The organism is Periweissella cryptocerci, from assembly GCF_004358325.1.
GTDB classification, from domain to species: Bacteria; Bacillota; Bacilli; order Lactobacillales; family Lactobacillaceae; genus Periweissella; species Periweissella cryptocerci.
The window spans coordinates 1,248,105-1,270,768 of sequence record NZ_CP037940.1 but is presented as its reverse complement, the minus strand read 5'-3'; the positions used below and the strand labels follow the sequence as shown (position 1 = coordinate 1,270,768).

22 protein-coding genes and 1 pseudogene are annotated in these 22,664 nt (G+C 42.1%); 21 read left to right on the top strand and 2 right to left on the bottom strand.

Going from position 1 to position 22,664, the window contains the following annotated elements; genetic code table 11:
• Positions 1–632: 632 nt before the first annotated feature.
• The 8 genes from EQG49_RS05775 to lpdD all read left to right on the top strand — a co-directional run bounded on the left by EQG49_RS05775 (position 633) and on the right by lpdD (position 8,822).
• Positions 633–1,817, top strand: a complete 1,185-nt coding sequence (locus EQG49_RS05775) for an ROK family protein (RefSeq protein ID WP_133363082.1) — start codon at positions 633–635, stop codon at positions 1,815–1,817.
• Between the two features lie 121 nt (positions 1,818–1,938).
• Entirely contained in the window at positions 1,939–2,841 is a 903-nt protein-coding gene (locus tag EQG49_RS05770; RefSeq protein ID WP_133363081.1) for a TSUP family transporter, read from the top strand.
• Between the two features lie 461 nt (positions 2,842–3,302).
• Positions 3,303–4,214, top strand: a complete 912-nt coding sequence (locus EQG49_RS05765; RefSeq protein ID WP_133363080.1) for a hypothetical protein — start codon at positions 3,303–3,305, stop codon at positions 4,212–4,214.
• Positions 4,215–4,343: 129 nt separating this feature from the next.
• Positions 4,344–5,216, top strand: a complete 873-nt coding sequence (locus EQG49_RS05760; protein WP_165964798.1) for a LysR family transcriptional regulator — start codon at positions 4,344–4,346, stop codon at positions 5,214–5,216.
• Between the two features lie 125 nt (positions 5,217–5,341).
• Positions 5,342–5,974 (top strand): hypothetical protein, encoded by a 633-nt coding sequence (locus EQG49_RS05755; protein ID WP_133363078.1) that lies wholly within the window; start codon positions 5,342–5,344, stop codon positions 5,972–5,974.
• A gap of 286 nt (positions 5,975–6,260) precedes the next feature.
• Positions 6,261–7,736: a UbiD family decarboxylase gene (locus EQG49_RS05750; protein ID WP_133363077.1), complete on the top strand. Its 1,476-nt coding sequence runs from the start codon at positions 6,261–6,263 to the stop codon at positions 7,734–7,736.
• Positions 7,737–7,826: 90 nt separating this feature from the next.
• Positions 7,827–8,402, top strand: coding sequence for a UbiX family flavin prenyltransferase (locus tag EQG49_RS05745; protein WP_133363076.1), 576 nt, complete (start codon positions 7,827–7,829; stop codon positions 8,400–8,402).
• Entirely contained in the window at positions 8,403–8,822 is a 420-nt protein-coding gene (gene lpdD / locus EQG49_RS05740) for a prenylated flavin chaperone LpdD (RefSeq protein ID WP_133363075.1), read from the top strand.
• A 141-nt stretch (positions 8,823–8,963) separates the two neighbouring features.
• On the opposite strand, the gene EQG49_RS05735 is transcribed toward lpdD, so the two are convergent.
• Positions 8,964–9,917 carry a helix-turn-helix transcriptional regulator gene (locus EQG49_RS05735; protein WP_133363074.1) on the bottom strand — a complete coding sequence of 318 codons (954 nt, stop codon included), beginning with the start codon at positions 9,915–9,917 and terminating at the stop codon, positions 8,964–8,966.
• A 294-nt stretch (positions 9,918–10,211) separates the two neighbouring features.
• Here EQG49_RS05735 and EQG49_RS05730 point away from each other — a divergent pair, with 294 nt between their 5' ends.
• The 8 genes and pseudogenes from EQG49_RS05730 to EQG49_RS05700 all read left to right on the top strand — a co-directional run bounded on the left by EQG49_RS05730 (position 10,212) and on the right by EQG49_RS05700 (position 16,905).
• Entirely contained in the window at positions 10,212–10,943 is a 732-nt protein-coding gene (locus tag EQG49_RS05730; RefSeq protein WP_133363073.1) for an SDR family NAD(P)-dependent oxidoreductase, read from the top strand.
• Positions 10,944–10,967: 24 nt separating this feature from the next.
• Positions 10,968–11,228: a hypothetical protein gene (locus tag EQG49_RS05725; RefSeq protein ID WP_133363072.1), complete on the top strand. Its 261-nt coding sequence runs from the start codon at positions 10,968–10,970 to the stop codon at positions 11,226–11,228.
• 440 nt (positions 11,229–11,668) lie between these two features.
• Positions 11,669–11,953 (top strand): Mor transcription activator family protein, encoded by a 285-nt coding sequence (locus tag EQG49_RS05720; protein WP_133363071.1) that lies wholly within the window; start codon positions 11,669–11,671, stop codon positions 11,951–11,953.
• A gap of 232 nt (positions 11,954–12,185) precedes the next feature.
• Complete coding sequence (locus EQG49_RS05715) at positions 12,186–12,503, top strand: Mor transcription activator family protein (RefSeq protein ID WP_243115757.1); 318 nt, start codon at positions 12,186–12,188, stop codon at positions 12,501–12,503.
• Positions 12,504–13,476: 973 nt separating this feature from the next.
• Entirely contained in the window at positions 13,477–14,280 is an 804-nt protein-coding gene (locus tag EQG49_RS05710) for a hypothetical protein (protein WP_133363070.1), read from the top strand.
• A 155-nt stretch (positions 14,281–14,435) separates the two neighbouring features.
• Positions 14,436–15,560, top strand: a complete 1,125-nt coding sequence (locus EQG49_RS05705; RefSeq protein ID WP_133363069.1) for a serine hydrolase — start codon at positions 14,436–14,438, stop codon at positions 15,558–15,560.
• A gap of 70 nt (positions 15,561–15,630) precedes the next feature.
• Positions 15,631–15,696: pseudogene (locus tag EQG49_RS14170) on the top strand (zinc-ribbon domain-containing protein); the annotation flags it as partial.
• A gap of 189 nt (positions 15,697–15,885) precedes the next feature.
• Complete coding sequence (locus tag EQG49_RS05700) at positions 15,886–16,905, top strand: Do family serine endopeptidase (protein WP_243115756.1); 1,020 nt, start codon at positions 15,886–15,888, stop codon at positions 16,903–16,905.
• Positions 16,906–17,021: 116 nt separating this feature from the next.
• Here the strand turns inward: EQG49_RS05700 and EQG49_RS13850 are convergent, their stop codons facing one another.
• Positions 17,022–17,531 (bottom strand): hypothetical protein, encoded by a 510-nt coding sequence (locus EQG49_RS13850; protein ID WP_188109947.1) that lies wholly within the window; start codon positions 17,529–17,531, stop codon positions 17,022–17,024.
• On the opposite strand from EQG49_RS13850, the gene EQG49_RS05695 reads away from it, so the two are divergent.
• The 5 genes from EQG49_RS05695 (at position 17,525) to EQG49_RS05675 (ending at position 22,538) form a co-directional block, all read left to right on the top strand.
• Positions 17,525–18,577 carry a PrsW family glutamic-type intramembrane protease gene (locus EQG49_RS05695; protein WP_188109946.1) on the top strand — a complete coding sequence of 351 codons (1,053 nt, stop codon included), beginning with the start codon at positions 17,525–17,527 and terminating at the stop codon, positions 18,575–18,577. The two genes, EQG49_RS13850 and EQG49_RS05695, sit on opposite strands and share 7 nt — an antisense overlap.
• A gap of 72 nt (positions 18,578–18,649) precedes the next feature.
• Positions 18,650–19,591, top strand: a complete 942-nt coding sequence (locus EQG49_RS05690) for a hypothetical protein (protein ID WP_133363066.1) — start codon at positions 18,650–18,652, stop codon at positions 19,589–19,591.
• An 88-nt stretch (positions 19,592–19,679) separates the two neighbouring features.
• Positions 19,680–20,498 (top strand): hypothetical protein, encoded by an 819-nt coding sequence (locus EQG49_RS05685; RefSeq protein ID WP_133363065.1) that lies wholly within the window; start codon positions 19,680–19,682, stop codon positions 20,496–20,498.
• A 451-nt stretch (positions 20,499–20,949) separates the two neighbouring features.
• On the top strand, positions 20,950–22,137 hold the full coding sequence (locus EQG49_RS05680) for a polysaccharide deacetylase family protein (protein ID WP_133363064.1): 1,188 nt from the start codon (positions 20,950–20,952) through the stop codon (positions 22,135–22,137).
• A gap of 89 nt (positions 22,138–22,226) precedes the next feature.
• Complete coding sequence (locus EQG49_RS05675; protein WP_133363063.1) at positions 22,227–22,538, top strand: hypothetical protein; 312 nt, start codon at positions 22,227–22,229, stop codon at positions 22,536–22,538.
• Positions 22,539–22,664 lie beyond the last annotated feature (126 nt).

Here is a 22,664-nt window from a genome sequence, read left to right as displayed (position 1 = left end):
GATGAGATGTATGATGTCACTGCGTGCCTGAAAATCACATTGTGCACCGAGATGGAAGCGCATGCCCAAGCCACTTGCTTATGCCTGCGAACCGGCAACGCAAAACATTCCAGCATTTTGTTGCACAAAATACTGAATCTAATCCTAACGCGATTAGATTAGCCTTCCAGGCTGAATGTCTGTCTTGGGCAATTCGGGATAGCTGGCAGTCTAATGGCTAAAGCCATTAGACTACTCACATTTGTAGCTACGCTGGACAAATAAGGCCCGGTCGGCTCTACCCTCAGCGACAAACCCGACACGTGGTGTCACGTCCCATTTCGGTGTAAAGCCTGCCGGCCACAAAGTGATTTTCAGTCACTCCGCTAGATAAGCGTGGAATTACTGGTTCCAGACACGTAGTGGGAATCAAGCTGAGACACGCATCCAAATTCCACGCTGGAAAAATTTTAGCCCCCAAAAACAACATTTTAGTTCAAAAAGGCAAAAAAAGAAAAAAGACAGATTCAATATATACAAGATTATAGATATTATAACTAGAGATTTGTGAAACTTGTGTCAAATGCCTTTTAAAACGTTTACATTTCGGGTAAAATGTAGTATATACTATAAACATTTTAATTGGGGGAATTATGGCTAAATCAATGAATCAAGATGTGATGCGAGCGACCAATCGTAAGCTTGTGTTGCAGCATCTGTTTAATCATCCGCAAACTTCACAAGTTGATATCGCAAACAGTCTACAATTACATAAGTCGACCATTTCTTCGATATATCGTGAATTAGAGGAAGAGGGCTATATCGAAGAACTTGGTCAAGGTGAGTCGACTAATGTTGGGGGACGTCGACCAATGCTGGTGACCTTTAATCGGCAGTTTGGGCATGTTGTTGATTTTGATATGGGACGACATCACTTACGGGTTATGGTTACACGGTTAAACGGAGATATCCTCGAGTACACTTCGATTAATACACGTGACATGACTGGTCGTGAAATTGTTGAATTAATGAAGGCCGAAACAAAGAAACATGATGGCTACAAGACGAACAACGGCTTGATGGGAATTGCTGTTGCCGTTCACGGTGTGGTATTCGGCAATCGGGTTATGTATTCACCTTTTATTGATTTATCAACGATTGATTTAGCTGCGGAGTTGAAAAGTGAATTCGATGTACCAGTTATTTTGGAAAATGAAGCCAATTTATCAGCCGTGTATCTACGGGATTTTCATGACTATGACACTGAAGCTAACTTTAGTAATATGATTTCAGTGAATATTCATAACGGGATTGGTCTTGGGGTAATTATCGACGGTCAGCTTTATCGTGGATTTCAAGGGCAAGCTGGTGAATTGGGGCACAGTGTACCTGTTGATGGGCGTTCAACGACGAATGCCTCAGCACGATTGGAAGATTTGTATTCTGAAGATGCACTGTTTGAACGATTAGCAGAAAAGAAACAGATTGAGTATATTGATCGCCAAGGCTTCATGGAATTTTACGCGCAACGTGATAGCTGCGCAGTTGCTTTGGTTGATGAATGGGTAATTGCGACTGCGCAAATTATTTTCAATACTGTGCAACAATACGCACCCGAAGTTGTCTTTATTCACTCACGTATTATGTCCCTGAATGCTGATTTGTTACAACGGGTGTTGGTAATCTATGAGTCATTACAACCTTATGTAGCTTCACAGGTGGCGATTTCAAGTAGTTCGGTAGAATATGCAACACTGCTCGGTGGCACGGCGCAAATCGTGCGAGAAGTGCTTGATTTGCAAACGCACGCGTTGAGCTTCCGAAAACCAAATAAATAATAATTTATGCAAGACTCCCAACTATTGGTTGAGAGTCTTTTCTATATATAGTAAAGTTGAGTATTGAGTAAATTAAAGGGAACTTTGCAACTGCATGCAAAGAATTAATTAGGTACAAGATATGAACGATGAAATTGTTTTACACATTATCCAAGCCATCTTGGTGGTGACGATGATTGCATTTATTACGTTGGTTGTCGTGGTGACACGCCGGCAAAAAGCTAATCCGTTTGCCAAATTTGGCTTGGGTGTAATTATTGGATTTATCACGGATTTAGGCGATACCCTCGGTGTTGGTTCATTTGCGACGACCTCAGCTTTGTTTCGGCTAACTAAATTTTCCGATGATGACACGAAGCTGCCAGGAACGTTGAATGCGGCCCACGCAATTCCAGTCATGGTTGAAGCATTGTTATTTATTACAACGGTAAAGATTGAATTAACGACCCTTGTACCGATGACGATGGCCGCGATGCTGGGTGCCTATGTTGGTCCACATATTACCCGTCGTTGGAATGCCCGGCTAGTGCGCGTAGCATTAGGGAGTGCGTTAGTGATTGCCGCTGTGATTATTATTATTCGGACATTTACTAATCCAGGGGTGACAAATCCAGCGTCGGTTCACGGGTTACATGGTATTTTGTTACCGGTCGGCTTGATTTTTAACTTCATTCTCGGTAACTTGATGACGATTGGGTTGGGAAATTATGCGCCTGAATTGATCTTCTTCTCCCTTGTCGGTGTTAATCCAAGCGTGGCTTTTCCAGTCATGATGTTGGATGCCGCAATGATTATGTCTGTTTCAGGTTCCCAATTTGTAATGATGAATCGGGTACAATGGAAAGGCCTCGCCGGGATTGCGATAGGTGGGATTGTCGGCGTGGTTGTGGCTGTCACCGTAGTTAAGCAACTGCCTTTGAGTTGGTTGAACTGGTTGATCGTCACGATTGCCTTGTGGACGGCGTTTACATTGTTCCGCGATGGCTTGAAGCCAAGTAATGATTTGGCTGGGGATAAGTACTAGGGAATTGTGAATAAGTTCAGTGGAAATACTCATTGGGCGAGAAAAATATAATGGTGGACCGCTTCTCATTGTTGGGGGGCGGTCTTTTTGTGCACCGGATGTGGATTTCCTGTGGGCAATGTGGATTGGGAAGTGTTTTAGCAACGTTTGCGGTGGCTAAAATGGCATAATCATGGATATTTTATGGATTATGCACCAATTTGCATAAATATGAATGTCTGCTTGACGCAAACAAGTTATTCACCAGTGGAAAACTTATTTAGAGCTAGTTCAGCCGATAGTCGTGTTATTGACACCAGTGTAATTACACGCTGGCAGCGACTACAACACATTGGTGCTATCGTGTGGCTGTGAATAATTGGTCGAGTACGTACTAGTTATCTTCACAGTTTTTTCGATAGAACCGTCAAAATGCGTATGGTACGATAGGACATATGAATTTTAGAAGTGGAGACAAGTATTTGAAGAATAAAAAAATAAATAAAATTGGCAGTGCCCTCGTGTTGGCGCTGATATTCGTGTTAGCGGGGTGTACTAATAAAGCTGATAATCAGGACGTGCGGACACAAGAAAGCCGGACAGAAGCGCATCGGCAAAAATCACTGGCACGTGATGCTTCAATCCAAGGTGAAGTGAGTGAATATGGTGAGTTAGTATCGAAAGCGCAAGATTTGACGAACGCCAAGCGCTATGACGAATCGAATGGCATGTTGAATCAAATGGCAATCGCTAAATTAAACACGGCCGCCTTTGCCGCAGTGAAGGAATCTGCTAATCAAATTCGGCAACAAAATACGGATGGTGTTGTGACGCAAGCTAAGGAACAAGCCGCAGCGCAAAAGAAAGCTAAACCTAAGCAAGTAATTAAGAAATTATCTACCGTTCAAAAAGATGCATTTGTTGATTGGGCAGTTGAACAGGCAAAAGCCAGCGGTATGGCAGTTTCAAAGCGGTATTTTGACTATGCTAAAAATGGTAAGGGTGACTGGTACGCCAAGACAGTTAATGGGCGCATCCAAGTGAAAAACAATAATTTACCTGGTAAAGCCAAGTTTCCATTGCATGCATTGTTTGGGCTAGTATTTTACTACGCTAAGGACGGCACGGTTGGTTATGACAGTAAAACTGATGCTTACACGATGGCTAATGATTATCGGAATACGCGCCAACGCAAGAAAGTCTACAAGTATATCCTTGCTGATGATGGTCAGGTTTATGTCTGGAGTAATAAAGCTGGCGGGTATGCGGGCGACGGCTTCGCTGAGTTGAACAAGCGTGGACGTGTAGGTGGTAATATTCCCGCGGGAACGTGGAGTGTGGCGCCGAAGCCTGAAACGCAGGCAGAGTACCGAAAGATTATTGCAATGAAATAAATTGCGGAAGCGTTGCCTTAGGGGTGCGCTTTTTTTGTAACGTAATAAACCAAGCAAACCCAGTTATGTAGTAAAATTAAACAAGCACTTAATCCTTATCGCAAAACCACTATGAATCGAGGGCGCGCCATGAACACCCAGAAACTAACATTTTTTCTCAATGCCGCGGCAACGCTGAATTACAGTGAAACTGCCGAACAAATGTATACCACACAAGGGAATGTGTCCAAGCAAATTTTGGCATTGGAGGCTGAGTTGGGCGTACAGCTATTTACGCGGGTCCATCGTGAGCTACAATTGACCACAGCGGGTGAGGCATTGTTGATACACGCGCGCCAAGTACTAGATGCAGTCAATGAACTTGAGGTGGCGATGGGTGATTTTGGTGCGGCAAAGGCGATGCGGTTGACGATTTCGACACTACCGTCGATTGCCGTGTATCAGGGATTGGATATCATTGGGCAATTTCATCGTCAGCACCCCGAAATTACGTTGCAAGTGCAAGATGAAGAGTCAGCGGTAATTTTGAATGCTTTGGACACTGGTAAAAGTGATATTATCTTTGCGCGTTGTTTTGAAGCAGATGCGAAGTACGAAAAAATTGTGACCGAAGTTGATCAGTTAGTTGTGGTGCTACCTAAGACCCATCCGCTGGCAACTGCCAAGCAAATTCAGTTGCAGGATTTGTCACAAGAAACGTTTTTGCAATTAGGGCGTGAAACACAACTCCTGCAACGTGTCCGCGAATTATGCCAAGCGGCGGGCTTTGAACCGCAGATCGGTTATGAAGGAACCCGGCTTGAAATTATTATGGATTTAGTTCGTAAGCAAATGGGGATTTCATTGATGATGGAAAAAGCCGCTTTAGCAACGCAAAACGATGCGGTGGTAATACGGCCACTCGTAACGACGCCGACGAGTGAACTCGCATTTTTACGAAAAAAAGGTCAACATTCTACGGTTAACAATCAATTTTGGCAATTTTTACAGTCGATGGTGTAACAAACTAATCTTTTAATGAGGTGGTGGGTTATACTGTACTTATTCAACGGTGGGCGCTGTTGCCAATATGCTGCCAAAAATAATTTGGTGACGGCGCTAATATAACAGATTTTGAGGTGAAGGGCATGATTATCGGCGTCGTAATTATCATAGTAGCAGTGGTTGGAATTAGCATTTTATATCGGAAGCGGCAACAGCCAGCTAAAATTGACGCCTTTTCAAGCGATGAGATTAGTGCGTTGCTTGAACACCTGGAAAAGACGCGTTTGAGTTTGCGTGAATATCGGGTAAAACCTGCCTCAACGATGTTAAGTCGTTATTTACTTGATTGGGTACCAGTGATTGAGCAAAATGCCGAACTAATCAAAATTAGTGAACGTTATCGTGATTTATTGAATAATAATCCAAAACGGAATGTGCACAATGCTGAGTTCATCTATGAAGTGGGGGCTAAAGCTGCCGGTTTGTTAGATGACACGGTGGATTTGATGAGGCAACTTGATGAATTAAATCTCCACGAAGCTGCTTTTAGCCGTGGCAGTGCTGATAATCGTGAAGTTCAAGACAAATATTTAAGTGATGTCCAACGCCGTTCGCAACTATTAGCGGAATATGTCATTAAAATGAATCAAATCAACGAAGAAATTGTGAACGCCGAACTCGAAGGACGGGCGTTCAAAGCATCATCATATGCAACGCAAACGATGGATGTTGATGCTTTGCAAGATGAGCTAAGCGATAAGAAAACTAACGAATAATTACCAAATAGCGCGGTATTTTTGCGTTTGGTAATAACTTAAGTCGGTTACATGCACATGGGAAAATGTGTATGTACCGGCTTTTTGTTTTGTCATTATACCGAGTATTCCATTATGGAATATATGGTTCCAGAACCTGAATTGTTCCTACCGGTCGAGGTTCATATAATAAAAGTGTAATCAAGAGTCACATGAACTTGATTCGGTAACTAAGATTATAGAGGCCTTTTGGGGACCTCATTTGAAGCATCGGGGCAATTTAATTTATGGAATATGAGGTGGAAGCATGAGTAAACAACCATATGATTTACGTAAAGTACTAGCAGAATTAAAGGAACAGCCTGGGCAATATCATGAAACTGATATCGAAATTGATCCCAATGCTGAACTGGCCGGTGTTTATCGCTATATCGGGGCGGGGGGAACGGTTAAGCGACCTACCCAAGTTGGCCCCACAATGATGTTTAATAATATCAAAGGCTTTCCGGGGACGCGCGTAATGACTGGGATTTTGGCAAGTCGGCAACGGGTTGGTCAGATATTGCATGTTGATTACAAGCATCTCGGGCAAGCGTTGAATGAGGCTGTTCAACATCCCGTCAAGCCAATTACGGTTACTAAAAATGAAGCGCCCGCCCAAGAAGTGGTGCATTTGGCAACTGATGCAGGATTTGATATTCGGAAGTTGATTGCGGCGCCAACAAATACTGAATACGATGCAGGGCCATATATCACGATGGGACTAGTGTACGGTTCGAGCCTCGATAAATCGATGAGTGATGTCACGATTCACCGCATGGTTTTAGAAAGTAAGGATACTATTGGCATCTATATCATGCCAGGTGGGCGGCATATTGGGCTCTTTGCTGATGAGTATGAAGCGGCGAACAAACCAATGCCCATCACCATCAATATCGGATTGGATCCGGCCGTTTCAATCGGGGCAACGTTTGAGCCACCTACAACGCCACTGGGTTACAACGAATTATGGGTTGCGGGTGCATTGCGGGATGAACCAGTCCAACTTGTTAAAGGCATTACAGTTGATGAACTCGCGTTGGCGCGCTCCGAATTTGTGATTGAAGGCGAAATTTTACCGCATGAACGCATTCGTGAAGACATCAATACGAATACGGGGAAAGCAATGCCCGAATTTCCAGGCTACAACGGGGATGCTAATCCGGCGTTGCAAGTCATCAAAGTTAAAGCAATCACCCATCGCAAGAATCGGCCAATTATGCAAACTACGTTAGGTCCAAGCGAAGAACATGTTTCAATGGCGGGTATTCCAACCGAGGCCAGTATTTTGAATCTCGTTGAACGGGCGATCCCGGGGAAAGTGTTAAACGTTTATAATCCGCCAGCTGGTGGTGGTAAATTGATGACGATTATGCAAGTTCACAAAACCACACCAGCGGATGAAGGGATTCAACGGCAAGCTGCTTTGCTAGCCTTTTCCGCGTTCAAAGAGCTCAAAACTGTCATTTTAGTTGATGAAGACGTGGATATTTTTGATATGAATGATGTGATGTGGACGGTGAATACCCGTTTTCAAGCAAGTAACGACATCATGGTGTTAAAAGGGATGCGCAACCACCCGTTGGATCCTTCGGAAAGCCCAGCATATGCGCCAGATATGATTCGCTTTCAGGGGATGTCAGCTAAATTAGTCCTGGATGGAACGGTTCCATTTGATTTAAAAGCGCATTTTGAACGGGCAAAATTCAAGGAAGTTGCTGACTGGCAAAAATATTTAGAATAAACGACACGCTGAAATTGGGTTGGCGTAACAACTAAATGCTGGTGTCGTGTGGGAAGCCTGAATGCAGTTAAACTAGGAGGTCGAGTGGAAATGGTACTAGAAAAACGAAAAATTATTATTGGTGTGACTGGCGCTTCGGGAAGTGTGTATGCGGTGGATTTATTACGTAAACTTAAGCAAATTCCCGAAATTGAAGTCCATGGTGTAATGAGTCCTTGGGCGGCTAAAAATTTGCAGTTAGAAGCTGATATTAGTTTGAATGAAGTAAAAGAGCTCTTTGATGTGAGCTATAATCACCGCGACATGGGAGCAGCAATTGCGAGTGGGTCGTTCTTAACGGAAGCGATGGTAATTATTCCTGCCAGTATGAAAACAGTCGCGTCAGTTTCTTATGGGTTCAGCGATAATTTAATTTCACGGGCGGCGGATGTGATGTTGAAAGAACACCGCAAGCTAATTATGGTTCCGCGCGAAACACCATTGAGTACGCTGCATTTGGAGAATTTGACGAAGCTTGCGCACTTAGGCGTGCAAATAATCCCACCAATGCCAGCGTTTTATAACCATCCCAAGACCATCCAAGAGATTGTCGAACACCAGACGATGAAAATTTTAGACGCGTTGGAAATTCAACATGATTTTGGGAAACGATGGGGAGGTGAGTAGATGTCTGATGTACCAGCGCAATTTACGGTGCGAGCAGCAAACTATACAATTACGGCGACTGCCATTCCGATTGGTAACGATATTTTGATTACATTAACAGGTGGGGATACCCCGCATATCGGAACTGTCACAAGTTACAATCGAGCTGTTAAATCGGCCACGTACCGCTTCCCTAGTCACGATGGCCGTTATCATAAGGATGATTTGCTAGCGGACTTAGTGCTGTATGAAATTCAGAATGATTTACTAGGTAATTGCATAATTACGGCGGGGGTACATGTGGATTATATTACGGAAGCGCAAATTCAAGCTGCAACCACAATGGCAGTAAGCTTGGGACACAAAATTCATCTGTGGCTAAAGACGCATCCAGTCGCTGGGAAGCAGCCACAATATAAAAACAGTAGTACGATGCCGTGATCCCCAGCAAGTTAAAAAGGACGTGGGAGAAACGGCGGTTTGCAGCATTTTGTCGCACACTAATAAGCCTGATATCTACCTTACGATAAGGAGGAATCAGGCTTATTTTGCAGAATGGACAAGTTATGTCCCAGCCGCTTATTAACATTCATACCGCTCAAGCTGAGCTTTTAGCATTTTCACCGTATTATCAACGAAACACTGTGGCTGCAATACTTTAACCGAGCTGCCTTGGCTGAGTAACCACATCAGCGTACCGCGTTCGTTGACGGATTTGATTTCGATAATCACGGAATCATCTAGGGTTTCAACAATGCGACTGCTAGTGAATTGATCAAGTGCTGCTTCGGGCTTACCGTAGAATTGGAATTGGACCACTTCGGCAGTACCAGAGAACATAAAGGGTGAACGTTGCTTAAAGTCACTGTCTGAGACTAATGGGGTGTGCGTATTAGGTGCTGTACCGACGATTTCGTGCGTTTGAATACGGTCAATGCGGTAACTAGCTAAGCTGGTCGGATGGTGTTCACTGTAAGCTAAAATGTAAAAATAATATTCGTCCATAGTAATGGCTTGCGGATAGATATCATATGCACTGACTTTATTGTCCATCCGTTGGTATGTAACAGCAACGGTTTTTTTCTGTTTGATATAAGTTGAGAATGTCCAGATTAAATCAATGATGTCCTTACCGTGTTTGATGGGGTGGTAATTGGCAATTTCGTCAATGACAAGGGGCTGGATTTTCGTCCATTCGGTTGGTGGGATAAGGTTGATGAGGCCATCCTTAACACGATTGAATTCGTTAGCGTTTAGTGAATGATTTTCAACGATCATTTTTAATAACAAAAAGACTTCTCGGGAAGTGAGGTTATGTTGAGTGCTGACTAATTCATAGCCGTTTAAATTACTGTTATATTCAATAGCATAGCCCGAAATTTCGTTGGCAAATAACGCATTCAAATTACTAATGTCGCGTTGAATTGTCCGCAAATTAACGGCATATTCATCAGCAAGGTTTTGCTTGTTTAGCGTGTCGCCGTTCAGCAAGCGCATAAAAATGGCGACGGGGCGCATAGTTGCAGTTATAGTCATTGGTATTACCTTAAATTAGATTTCGTAGAATGCCTAGTCTACGTTGTACCTAAATCATAGCAAGTGGATTAATAATAAGTGTTATTGAAACGTGAAAGGTTTATGAAGATGCGCAAACATTGAGGTATTGGGAATACCAGTTAGAACGAATCCAGCACAGTGGCAATCAATTTTTTGTATGGTAAGGCATATGACTATTTAGATTAATGTGAAGATTTTATGAAAGTGCTTACATCTAAGCTTTCACTCTGTATAATTAAGACATAATATACAGAATACGGGGAATAATAAATTATGAATGATGTTAAAGGCAAATGGGCATTGGTAACTGGCGCAAGTCGCGGTATTGGGCGCGAAATCGCGTTGTTCATGGCACAAGCGGGTGCTAATGTAGTTGTGCAAAGCCGGCAATTGACTGGAACAACTGACCTTGTTGCGCAAATCAAGGCACTCGGGGTCGATGCATACGCGGTGGCCGGTGAATTGAGTGAAGAAGCTGATGTATTGAAGATTGCCGATGAAGTTTTGGCAAAAACGCAAATTGATATTTTGTTTAACAATGCCGGAGTGCAACCTAAAGCACATGAAGACTGGTCTGAAATGGGGACCGATGAATTCATCTGGACATATAAAGTTAACTTGATGGCACCAATGATTTTGATTGGCGCATTCTTACCTGGCATGATTGAACGTGGCTGGGGGCGCATTATCAACACGACTAGTGGGATTAAGAATCAACCTGAACAAACTGCTTATGCGGCTTCTAAGGGAGCTCTTGATAAGGCAACGAAAGACTTCGCCAAGAAATTAAACGGCACTGATGTGACCATGAATTTGGCTGATCCTGGTTGGATTCGGACTGATTTGGGTGGCGCGAATGCACACCACGGGGTTGAAACGGTCACTTCCGGAATGGTGGTAGCAGCCTTCCTTGATGACAAGAAGACTGGTCGTTGGTTCAGTGCGCAAGACTTCGCGGGGATGACTCTCGAAGATGCTGTGGTAAAGGCTGAAGCACAAGAATAGAAATTTTTTTATTAGTGAGGTATGATGATGCTCTTTAGTGGTCAAATCGCCAAACGTATCGAGCGTGAACTGAACGATACGCGGGTAGATGCTTTCATTCGGTTACATACTAACGGTAAGTACGGGAAAACTGATTTACTGCAGGGGATGGCGCTGAGTGGTTATACGTTCACTGATATTGCGAAGCTTCCACGGGTGACGCGGCGAGGCTTATTGGCACGATATACTGACTTTGCCACGACAACGGAAGCATTTGATTCATGGGAAGCATATAAGCAGCAATAAAGCGTCGATACAAACAATATGTGAAAACGGTAACAAAAACGGCTTGGTAGATTTCACCGGGCCATTTTGTCGTGTTCTAAGAAATTTAACTTAAAACAGTGGAACTTATACATGTGATAGTTTCCTGATAATTGACAGAAATATGTATAACAATAACCTTGGTTTTCATAATTTTTAAAAAAATTTTTGCTTTTTTTTCAGTAAAAATGAGCCAAATACGAACGACTGTCAATGATATTCCAATAAGTAAAACGTTATACTGATGAACGAAAACTGCTTTTTTGTACATAAAGAGGGCACTAAGGAGCGATTAGAAAAAGTAAACTAATTATTTATTTCTTGACGTGTAATACCACAAGCGGGTTGCACGCGTCGTGCGTTAGATAGACTTCGTGAAATTTGGTACATTACTAATATGATGATAATTGAGGAGTACAACAATGCAAGATGAGTATAATAATCAAGTGATTCGACAAGGACTAAATGCACCTTATCGTAAAATATTTGATGCGGTTGAAGAAAATGAACAGCTTTTTTGGGAGCTCGTTGAAGAATTCCGCGGATTACAGGTTAACTTTCCGGTGCGCTTGTATAATGCCGAACAGGTTGAAATTTTAGTGTTGAATGAATATGATGGCTCTAATGCAGATGTACTAGCACAACGCTATGGTTTTTCAAAGCGCTGGGTTGATAATGTCATCAGCAAGAACAAACAGGATAATTAGATGATTCGACCAACGGATGAAACGTTAGTCTACTATAGAAATTTGCCATAATAACATGAAAGGTTCGTACAGATTAAATTTTGTACGAACCTTTTATTTTGCAGAGTTTTAAACTGCTGGTGATATTAATTATCGACAGAAAAACCACGTTATTAATCCTGTATATAGACATGCTCTGTCTAGGCAACGGCGTATATTAAAGACGATAAAGAAATCTAAGCTATTGAGGAGCATGATGATGGTAGGTCACAATGAAGAAATTGTGCGGCAAGGGTTAAATACTCCATATCGCAGTATTTATGATGTCGTTGGTAATGATGAACGTTTATTTTGGGAGCTTGTTGAAGAATTTCGTGGTCTCCAAGTTAATTTCCCAGTGCGAATATATAATGCTGAGAAAGTTGAATCATTAATCGTGAATGAGTATGATTCAACAAATGCAACTGAACTCGCGAAACGTTATGGTTTTTCTAAACGGTGGGTCGATGGTGTCCTTAAGCGAAATTGGCAAGATATCGCTAATACTGACGACAGGAAACAGATTAAATAGCTTAAGGGGCCAACAGATTGATTTTACTCAGTTTAAATATCGGGCTCTATTCCGTCTGACATGGGATTGGATATAAATGGCCACTACGTGTCAGTAAATTACTTGGCGCACCACGCTGGAAGCGGCCTCCCAAGCCAAAGTGCGGTCTTGGGCGGTTCGGACAAGCTGGGAGTCTAAGGAATAAATTCCTAAGACTCCTCATCTTATCCTCAGCGGAAATATGTGCTTCACACATATTCCCCCAGTCGCGGTGTAAAGGCTACGCCCGCCAAGTAATTTACTGCCACTTCGTTAGTTGGGGGATAATTATCAAAGCAGAAAAAAACAGTTGTGGGCCGAAACAATCAAATCAATTATCGCTGATTTTGTGATGTGCTCAAACTAGTGCCTAAAGTATATTCCGTGGTAGGTGAGTATTTTTAAACAAAAGTACAGAAATGATAATCCTACGCTAGAATAAATAGAACCAATTAGCGATCTGTTGGTTTTTTTAGTCCGCTTAAGTATGACTAGAAATCGAAACTTTTGTGCGTATAAAATGGCAGTGGATAAAATAAATAGTCAACAGTACGCTCGAAAGCCTACGATAACGGCGATAATTAATGTATATGAAAGCCACGTGTAAAACAACGTGCTAGTATGTACGAACCTTGCAAAAACTAGGGTTATGGTAGCTTGCTATACTATGTATATAGAAATTTACTTAATACAATTTTTATACAAAAGTACTAGCGAAAGCCATTTTCATTAATTATGAAACAGTTGATTTGTTCATAATTAATGAAAATGGTATCGTGTAATTGTAGATATGAAATGGGAATGTTTTAGGGAAAATAGGCCCACTGGAATTACAAAAAATGAATAAGTATAACGATGTTAGGGATGACATGAGTACAAAAGTTTTTTTGTGCTACGCCCTGACATCGTTTTTTGTTTAACAACAATAAAGATACGGAAGGAAAGGTCTAAAACGATGAAAAAAGAACATACGAGAAAATTTGCCATGATGGCAATTATCCTAATTTCAACAATTATGTTGACTGGTTGTGGTGCTAAATTAGCCGGTGATGCTGGTAACAACGCAGAGGTGGCACAAAGCACCAAAAATGTCGATGATGAACAGACCGAAGTTGCTAAGTATGAGGGAATTTTACAAGCAGCCCGGACGCTGACTGATAGTGGGAGTTTTGAAGAGTCAAATGCGCAATTGAACACGATGTCGGTGACCGAACTTGGTAAGCCAGCATTTAAGGACATTAAAGATGCAGTTGATGTATTACGACAAACTAACACGGATGGTGTCGCGGCTGCACAAAAAGCCAAAGCGGCTAAGAAAGCAGCCAAGGCGACCAAGAAAGCTAATGCTACTGCAAATGCGGTCGCGGCGCCAACCGCAACATATGATATCAGCACGTACCCAGAATTCACGGGGAACTTTAGCTTTATTAGTGGCGATGCAGATCGCTCATATTATTCAATGAGTATCGCAGGTGATGGTTATGTTACCCAAGAAACTGATGGATCAACATATTATGGTCGCGCTACAATTGTTAGCCAAGCGAATTCCGGAATTTTATCATATGATGTCACGAACATTGACTACGCTGACGACTACTACCCAACCAAATACGTGCAAAAAGCATATGTTAAATTGGTCGTTTCATGGGATGAAGGTGGCTCAGATACGTACTATGGCTATCAAGCTTGGGATGGTCGTGCCGTGTTAACCGATGGTGATTCTTATGGTGACGGCGTTGATGAAGTTTGGATTAAATAGTTCACGAACTTAGTTAAAAAATCTAACAGGCTAATCGCAGCCAAAAATAGTTAACTTGAAAATTATGGAAATTAAATGATGTTAGATGATTTGCTGATTGACGCACATCTCTAGCATCGTTTTTTAGACTAAGAATGAAAAGTGGTGAGTAAATTATGCAGACATCATTGCCAATTAAACGAATTTTGTTGTTGGTGTTCTTATTGGTGGTTTTGATTGTCGCTGGTTGTAGTCAAGCAAAGAAGGACGCTGCAACAAAACCGCAAGCACAAGCAGAAACAACGGCGATAAAAAAGCAAACGAAAGAGCCAATTAAGCAAACGTTAGTGAAGGGTAAAGCCGGAAAAAACAAGGCGAGTGTAGCGACAACTGCTGAACCTAAGCAAACGAAAACATTAACGCGGGAACTTAAAAATAGTACTTTTACGAAATTACCAGGCTACTGGAGTGTTAGTACACAATCAATTGTTCCCAGCGGAAAACGAGTATCGCTCAATAACTTAGCTGGCAAGCAACAAAATCAAATTGCAGCATCGACAATTAAAATTTTTATTGCTTTGGCATGTATGGATGCTGCGAATACGAAAGCTATGAATTTGGATAAACAACACAGCTTGCAACAAGCAGAACAAGTTGGTGGCAGTGGGATTCTCATGGATGAAAAACCAGGTACACGTTTTACAATTCGCCAGTTAATTGAGTTGATGCTCACCGAAAGCGATAACACCGCCACAAATATTCTAATTGATGAACTTGGTATTACAAATGGAACGGATGGGTTCACGGTGCTGGATAAATATTTGAACACCTGGGGTTATCGGAACACCCAGATTCAGCGTAAATTGATGGATTTGAGTAACTGGAATAATGGTAAATCAAACCGGATATCAGCCGATGACGCCTGCGATGTGTTGGTTAAACTATATCAGCAAAAAATACCCAATGTGACAACTGCCCAACGAGACTGGCTACTTAGCTTGATGTTGCGAACCACTAATCGGACAAAACTGCCAAGTAAATTGCCGGCCGACGTGATTTGTTATAACAAATCTGGTGAATCTACGTACAAAGGGGTTGAAAACGATTTAGCAATTATTCAACGTGGTTCGCAAGTTTTTGCAGTAGTGGGGTTGTCGCAATATTATGATCCAAATCAACCAGCGAGTCACCAGCTCCTGGATCAAGAATACTACGCGTATCCAGATAAAACGCAACAACAAATTAATGCATTTGGTGAGTTAGGTAAACAACTCGCAAACTATTACTTTGCGGAAGATTGACGCAGGTGAAATGTGTCCAGCGAGAACTCACCGGGTCGCCGAATGTGCTGAAATTACGGGGTAAAGAAAGATGAAATTTTGTGAAAAATGTGGCACTAAAAATGAAAGTGATGCAATTTTCTGTAGTGAATGTGGCGCTAAATGGAGTGTTGCAAGTGATAATTTGAACGAGGCCACGCCAGAATCAGGGTCAATAAAAACTGCAACGACACCTACTAAAAATTTAGTAACGTGTCCGCATTGTCAGGCGCTTAATGCTAGCGATAACATTTTTTGTGAAGCGTGTGGGCAGTCGTTGATGGAGTCTAATCAGCCAGCAAGTCCAATGCCAGAACAAGTCGCCACGGTACAAGGAACATCAGAAGCGTCGCAGCCAGAATCGATACCTACGCGACCAATTGGTGAACAATCACCAGATGTAGCGCCATTCTTGCAGACCAGCGCCGAATTACATGAAAAAAAGCTCGGGCATGAGCATGCGAATGCTCGTCGTGCGATGTATATTGCCGGTGCCGTGGTCGCTCTAGGTGGAGTCGGTGGTGGCGCATATTATGTAAGTCAGCAACCTGTGGCATCGCAAACCGAGAAAGTTGCCAAGAAAACTAGTAGTGAAGCGGATTCAACTGACACAGATGCTGGTTCGGTGGAAGATTTAGATGATAGCGCCAGTTCAGCCGACGAAGTGGCAAGTTCAAGCCAAGCACAGCAACAAGCAGCTGCAGATAAAGCCGCTAAAGTTCGCGCCAAGAAACTAGCTAAAGTTCAGGCTGATCCGGATAACAAGTCACCATGGTTTGGAATGGTGACCGGTGACATGCCATATGACAGTGGAATTATGATTTATGAAATTTTCCCGGGATATACGGCGTCACAATCAGAATTGGAACCAGAAATGATTATTACTGAAATGGACGGTGAAGAAATTGCCGATACCGCGGCGATGAAACAGTTCTTAACGCGACACATTGTTGGTGACACGATTACGTGCACGTTGAAAGATGGCACCAAAATCAAAGTTAAGTTAACGACACCACGTTCAAAAATTAACAACGTAACCTACAGTGAAAAAATCCCAGCAGGTAATTATCGCTATTCGAGTGGCTTCTCGGGCGCTTCTTTGGGTGACATGAATGAGGACAAGGAAATGGGATTTTACGTGACTGGTAATACGTATGATTCAGGACCGGTGAGTGGGGACATTATTTTTAAAGTTGGTAAGTATTTTGTATCGTCAAATCAAGATATTGAAAACGCGTTTAGCCATTCAGGACCAGGTAGTACTTTGACGATTAAGTACTTTGATAGTGACAATGAAATTCAGACGATGAGCATAGACTTGTCATAGGTAATCATAAATTTTAAGAAGTGCCTCGATAATCGAGGCAAAAAAAACGAGGTAAAGAAAGATGAAAATATGTATAAATTGTGGCACGCAAGTAACAGATGATGCGAAATTCTGTCCTAAATGTGGGGGCAGTCAATTTCAAGCAGTATCAACCAATCAAGGGGAAACAATTCAAAATAATCAAGCAGCACCCAATCAAGGTCAACCCCAATATGACCAAGTAGCGTCAAATCAAGGTCAACCGCAATATGACCAAGGAATGCCGAACCAAGGCCAACCGCAATATGCGCAGGGTCAGCCCAATCAAGGTCAACCGCAATATGGACAAGGAATGCCGAACCAAGGCCAACCGCAATATGACCAAGGGATGCCAAATCAAGGCCAACCCCAATATAGTCAAGGGATGCCGAACCAAGGCCAACCGCAATATGCGCAGGGTCAGCCCAATCAAGGTCAATCGCAATATACTCAAGGAATGCCGAACCAAGGCCAACCACAATATAACCAAGGGATGCCAAACCAAGGTCAACCGCAATATACGCAAGGTCAGCCAAATCAAGGTCAACCGCAATATGCTCAAGGAATGCCGAACCAAGGTCAACCCCAATATGGACAACCAATGCCAAATCAAAATGCTTACGGTAATGCGGCTAAATCAGTTGTTAACTCGGCAACCTCAAAATTGAATGAATTCACGGGTGAATCAGGCGCAATTAACATTAATTTGAAGGATTTATTCTCAGAAGTTGGGAAGAAACATACGAATGCGGAAGCTGATGAAGTCTTTATCGCAGGTACTTCAAAAACAACGCCGGATTTGGCGAATATTTCTGAAAATTGGAGTCGCCCATGGTTATTCTCACGGTTCTTTATGGGTAGCTTAGTCGCCTTTATTGCATTATTCTTTGCATCAACCGAATGGCAAATTCCAACTGTGAGTGCGGGGTTAATCCTGATTGGTGCTTTCGCCGTACCAGTAACGGGCTTAATCTTCTTCTTTGAATCAAATGCCTTCAAAAACTTTAGTATTTTTGAAACGCTCAAGGTGTTCTTCATTGGTGGCGTAATGGCGATTTTTATTACGTTGCTGTTAACAATTATTATCGGAGATGGTGATATTTCGACTTGGAGCGGAGCACTTTTAGTTGGAGCGGTTGAAGAAGTCGGCAAATTAATTATCATCGTGTATTTTGTCAGAAAATATGTTGTTACTCATATTTTAAATGGGATTTTGATTGGGGCAGCGGTTGGAGCTGGATTTGCCGCATTTGAAACTGCCGGCTACATCATGACTGCGTGGACTTCGCAAGCTACGAGTTTAGCCTTCCTTGGACTAGGAACTGATGGTAGTGATGTGCTGGGGATTACGTTTGCCCGTGCTTGGACAACGCTTGGTACGCACATGGTTTGGGCGGCGATTGCGGGTGGCGCACTAATTATTGCTAAACGCGCCGCAGAATTTAAAATGAATCAGTTAACGAATAAAAATTTCCTCGTGTTCTTCTTAATCGCGGTTGGTCTGCACACAGTGTGGGATAAAATTGCCGGCTCATGGATTGGAATGGACGCATACATTGGCTTGATTGCGTTAATTGTTGTTGCCTGGATTACTGTGTTCACATTGATGAATGCGGGGTTAAAGGAAATTGCACACATGCATGAAAAACAATAACTATCAACGAGAAGCTGTGTCAAAATCGATGATGTTTGTGAATTGATATTTGATAGAAAGGCGGTAGAAATCATGAAAAAAATAAATAAATTAGTAGCAATGAGCCTAGTAGTTATTTCAGTAGGTGCAACAACCGGGTGTAGTGCACAGTTGGCTAGTGATAATCACAATAATAGTTCAACTAAGCAAGTAAAAAGTAGCTCAGTAAAGGCCGAAACAGCCACGAAAATTGCTAATGCGGAAAAAACGTTACAAGATGCTCGGAATTTAACTGACAAGAATAAATTTACGGAATCGAATGAAAAGTTAAATACATTATCGGTGACTGAATTGGCGCAGGATGAGTTCAAGGCGATTAAGACTGCAGTCGACGAGTTAAGAACGCAAAATGATGCGGGCATTAAAGCTGCCGTAAAAGCAAAAGCAAAAGCTAAAAAGAAAGCCGCCAAGGCCAAAGTTAGTAAGCAAGCAACCGCTAAACAGGCAGTCGCTACGCAAGCAACCAAAATTACGCGGTTAACGGACTCACAAAAAGCCATGTTTACTGATTGGGCAGCCACGCAAGCTGCTAAGGGCGGCATGGCGCTTTCAGAACTGTACTTCAATCACGGTGCAGCCGGTCAGGGCGATTGGTATGCCGATACAGTTAACGGACGGATGCAAGAGCAAGACCTTGGGAACCCTGGTTATGGTGGGTTCGATTTACATGCACTCCATGGAGTTGTTTTCTTCTATGCCAATGATGGCACAACTGGGTATGATTATCCAATGGATGAATATACAACAGTAGATGGGTACATGGATGTTGATCAAGACCGACCAGTCCACAAGTACGTTTTAGCAGATGATGGTAAAGTTTATGAGTGGATTAGCCAAGCTGGTGCTTTTGCCAGTGATGGATTTGGTGAAATGGAGAACAATGGTCAAGTTGGCGAGTATAGTCCCGATGGAACATTCATTGTTTCAGGGGATGATGCGGCCCAACAAGAGTATCAAGCTATTTTGGGTAATTAGTTACTAGATTTGCAACAAGTGCTAATACATTAATGCTAATTAAACGTTTTGAGATAAAGAAAAATCTGATAGAAAGAAGGCAGTTGTCATGAAAAAAGAACACACAAGAAAATTTGCAACATTGGCAATTATTTTAATTTCGACGATTATGTTAACTGGGTGTGGTGCCAAAGCAGTGCTGGGTGGTGATAGCGGTAGTGTCGCAACATCACAAAGCAAGGACGCGACGACCGATGCAACATCAAAGAAAGTTTCAGAATATGAAGGAATCTTACAAGCGGCACGTAACTTAACAGCGGATAATAAATTTGAAGAATCTAACAAGACGCTAAATGCGATGTCAGTGACTGAATTGGCAAAACCTGAATTGGCAGCGGTCAAAGATGCGAGTGACGAAGTTCGGCAGCAAAATACTGATGGCGTTGCTGCTACAAAAAAAGCCAAAGCTGCCAAGCGTAAAGCCAAAGCGGCTAGTAAAAAGAACGCTACGAATACAGGGACAACGAGTAACACTACAAGTAGTCAGACCGGTTTTAGCCAATTTCCAGAATTTACGGGAACATACTATTTTATTAACGGTGGTAATAGTCGGCCACAAGCAACCCTAAATATTGATACTCAAGGTAATGTGACCCAAACAAATAATGATCGGGCGCCATACACTGGGAATGCGACAATCAGCGCCAATGGGACATCCCAATTGTCGTATGATGTGTCAGCAATTGACTACGGGGATGAGTACTATCCAACGAAATCAATTACGGCTGACGTTGCAATTACTGTTACCTGGAATAAAGGTGGCGGTACGCAAACGTATTATGGTTACACGTCATACAACGGTACAAAAGTATTAACTGATGGCCGCGGATACAGTTCTGGCGGTGTGAATGAAGTTTGGGAAAGTTAACGTGAAATAGGCTACGTAGATTAGTAAATTCTACGTGGCCTTTTTTTATATGGAATGAAAATGATGCAACATTACTACCTAACTAGCGTGAAATGTTGGATGTAAATTGCACGTTTTTGGTGGGTCCACATATTTGATGAATCGCGTTAAATGTGCATTGTGGATAATGGATGTGGCTAAAATGTGACCAAAAAGCTTTGCAAATATGTGCAAGAATCGAAACCTTTGTGACCGCGAATTTGATGGGATATCAATGAATGAATCATAACGAGCTAACTCGTTGGTATCACTGGGATAGAGCGGTGTGCTGTGTGCTACGTGAATCGGTTTAGTGCAATCCACACGTCGCCTTCATAACATAGAAAAAAAGCGTTTTGCTATGCTTAATTTGTAATAAAAATAAGGAACGGCTTGGGGTTCCATTAAATGAAAGCAAAGGAGGTACAAAAGAATGTTCAAAAAAATTAAAACCATGCTAATAATTCTGTTGGGAATTTTTAGCTTAGTGGCAAGTGTGCGAACTTATGTAGAAGCAGCGGAATCGGTTGAAGGAAACACGAGTGCAGTCAAACGTGTGGGTGTTAACTCGAAAATTAAAGTTAAATTTTTTGGCAATGAAGGAAAATTGAGCTTTACGGAAAAGAAAGTTAACAGAGGCCAGCAACTAGGAAAATTCCCCAAGATTTCGCGGGCAAATTATGAATTGAAGGGTTGGTACACACAAGAAGTTGGCGGGAAAAAAGTTACTACTCAGCAAATTGTAAAAAATCAGAAGCACGCCAATTATTATGCACACTGGAAAGTGGCAACTATCAAACTTGATGCCAAAAAACTTTTATTCGGCGCGAAAGGTAAGCAACTGCAATTAAATTTAAACGTAACACCAAAAAACGCTGATCTTTCAGATTTGAAGGTAACGTCGAGTAATCCTGATGTTGTGACGGCCGAAACGAACGGTCAAGTGACTGCCCAAAATTTCGGCAAGACGACGATTGCATATACCGTTGATGGCAAGACAGCTCAGGTTGAGGCACAGGTTGCCAAGAAATGGGTAGCGATGACCTTTGATGATGGCCCGTGGGAAACGACCCCTAAATTAGTGAAAGGGCTCGAAAAGCGAAACGAAGTCGCAACATTTTTTGTGGTTGGGGAAAATATTCCTGGCAAAACTAAGCTCCTAAAACGAATGGCCCGGAATGGTTACGAAATTGATAACCACACTTGGAATCATCGCATGAATTCGACGGATATTCGGGGCGATTTAGCTAAAACAGATGCTAAGCTGCGAAAAGCAATTGGTAAAAATTCATTAATGATGCGGCCACCTGGTGGCGGTTTAGGCGGTAACGTAAAAAAATGTGGCAAACCAATCATGCTTTGGCAAGTTGATACTAACGATTGGCGTGATCGCAACACCGACATCGTTTACAAACGGGTGGTAAATCAAACACGTAGTGGCGATATTGTCCTAATGCATGATATTCATGCAACTTCAATTCCAGCCGCGTTGGCCGCCTACGACACATTAGCTGAACGCGGGTACGCCTTTGTAACAGTTGAGCAATTACTTGGCAATCCGAAAAATAATAAAATTTATTATAAAGGCTCAAAGCATGTACGGACGATGAAAATTCAGTAAGCGGATATTACGTGTGATGTCAGATTTGAATAATAGTACTCGAACAGTGATGATGTGAACGACTAAGCAAAATTCGGAGGAACTTATCAATGAAAAAAATAGTCCATTATATTCAATACGAAAATGGTAAGAAAACTAAAAAAGTTGTTATGAAACTAAGCGGTAAGTGTGATGGAACGTTGGATGTGAAACGGCATACTAAAGATAGTTGGGTATATAAGAATCCGTATATTTTTGGTACGAAACAAAAGGATTTGATGGAATTTAAGCCCAATTACTATTACTATTTTAAACATCGCAAGCAGCCAATTTTCGATTTTCAAGGTGGTGAATTGTATCAATTTAATGGTCCATACCAAGCTGACATATACACACATACGAAAGTGATAAAACCGCAATGAGTGTTGTCGGACTAGCAGTGATAGCTATTGTGGAAGAGTGAAAAGCGAAGTCAATTGATGAAAATTGTTTTTATATAAATATTGTAAAGGTGTAAGCCATGAAGATATTTTCAGCTGACGCGATTT

Coding starts and splice junctions, on each gene's coding strand:
- EQG49_RS05775 (WP_133363082.1), top strand. CDS start 633: ATGGCTAAATCAATGAATCAAGATGTGATGCGAGCGACCAATCGTAAG.
- EQG49_RS05770 (WP_133363081.1), top strand. CDS start 1,939: ATGAACGATGAAATTGTTTTACACATTATCCAAGCCATCTTGGTGGTG.
- EQG49_RS05760 (WP_165964798.1), top strand. CDS start 4,344: ATGAACACCCAGAAACTAACATTTTTTCTCAATGCCGCGGCAACGCTG.
- EQG49_RS05755 (WP_133363078.1), top strand. CDS start 5,342: ATGATTATCGGCGTCGTAATTATCATAGTAGCAGTGGTTGGAATTAGC.
- EQG49_RS05750 (WP_133363077.1), top strand. CDS start 6,261: ATGAGTAAACAACCATATGATTTACGTAAAGTACTAGCAGAATTAAAG.
- EQG49_RS05745 (WP_133363076.1), top strand. CDS start 7,827: ATGGTACTAGAAAAACGAAAAATTATTATTGGTGTGACTGGCGCTTCG.
- lpdD (WP_133363075.1), top strand. CDS start 8,403: ATGTCTGATGTACCAGCGCAATTTACGGTGCGAGCAGCAAACTATACA.
- EQG49_RS05735 (WP_133363074.1), bottom strand. CDS start 9,917: ATGACTATAACTGCAACTATGCGCCCCGTCGCCATTTTTATGCGCTTG.
- EQG49_RS05730 (WP_133363073.1), top strand. CDS start 10,212: ATGAATGATGTTAAAGGCAAATGGGCATTGGTAACTGGCGCAAGTCGC.
- EQG49_RS05725 (WP_133363072.1), top strand. CDS start 10,968: ATGATGCTCTTTAGTGGTCAAATCGCCAAACGTATCGAGCGTGAACTG.
- EQG49_RS05720 (WP_133363071.1), top strand. CDS start 11,669: ATGCAAGATGAGTATAATAATCAAGTGATTCGACAAGGACTAAATGCA.
- EQG49_RS05715 (WP_243115757.1), top strand. CDS start 12,186: ATGATGATGGTAGGTCACAATGAAGAAATTGTGCGGCAAGGGTTAAAT.
- EQG49_RS05710 (WP_133363070.1), top strand. CDS start 13,477: ATGAAAAAAGAACATACGAGAAAATTTGCCATGATGGCAATTATCCTA.
- EQG49_RS05705 (WP_133363069.1), top strand. CDS start 14,436: ATGCAGACATCATTGCCAATTAAACGAATTTTGTTGTTGGTGTTCTTA.
- EQG49_RS05700 (WP_243115756.1), top strand. CDS start 15,886: ATGCCAGAACAAGTCGCCACGGTACAAGGAACATCAGAAGCGTCGCAG.
- EQG49_RS05695 (WP_188109946.1), top strand. CDS start 17,525: ATGCCAAATCAAAATGCTTACGGTAATGCGGCTAAATCAGTTGTTAAC.
- EQG49_RS05690 (WP_133363066.1), top strand. CDS start 18,650: ATGAAAAAAATAAATAAATTAGTAGCAATGAGCCTAGTAGTTATTTCA.
- EQG49_RS05685 (WP_133363065.1), top strand. CDS start 19,680: ATGAAAAAAGAACACACAAGAAAATTTGCAACATTGGCAATTATTTTA.
- EQG49_RS05680 (WP_133363064.1), top strand. CDS start 20,950: ATGTTCAAAAAAATTAAAACCATGCTAATAATTCTGTTGGGAATTTTT.
- EQG49_RS05675 (WP_133363063.1), top strand. CDS start 22,227: ATGAAAAAAATAGTCCATTATATTCAATACGAAAATGGTAAGAAAACT.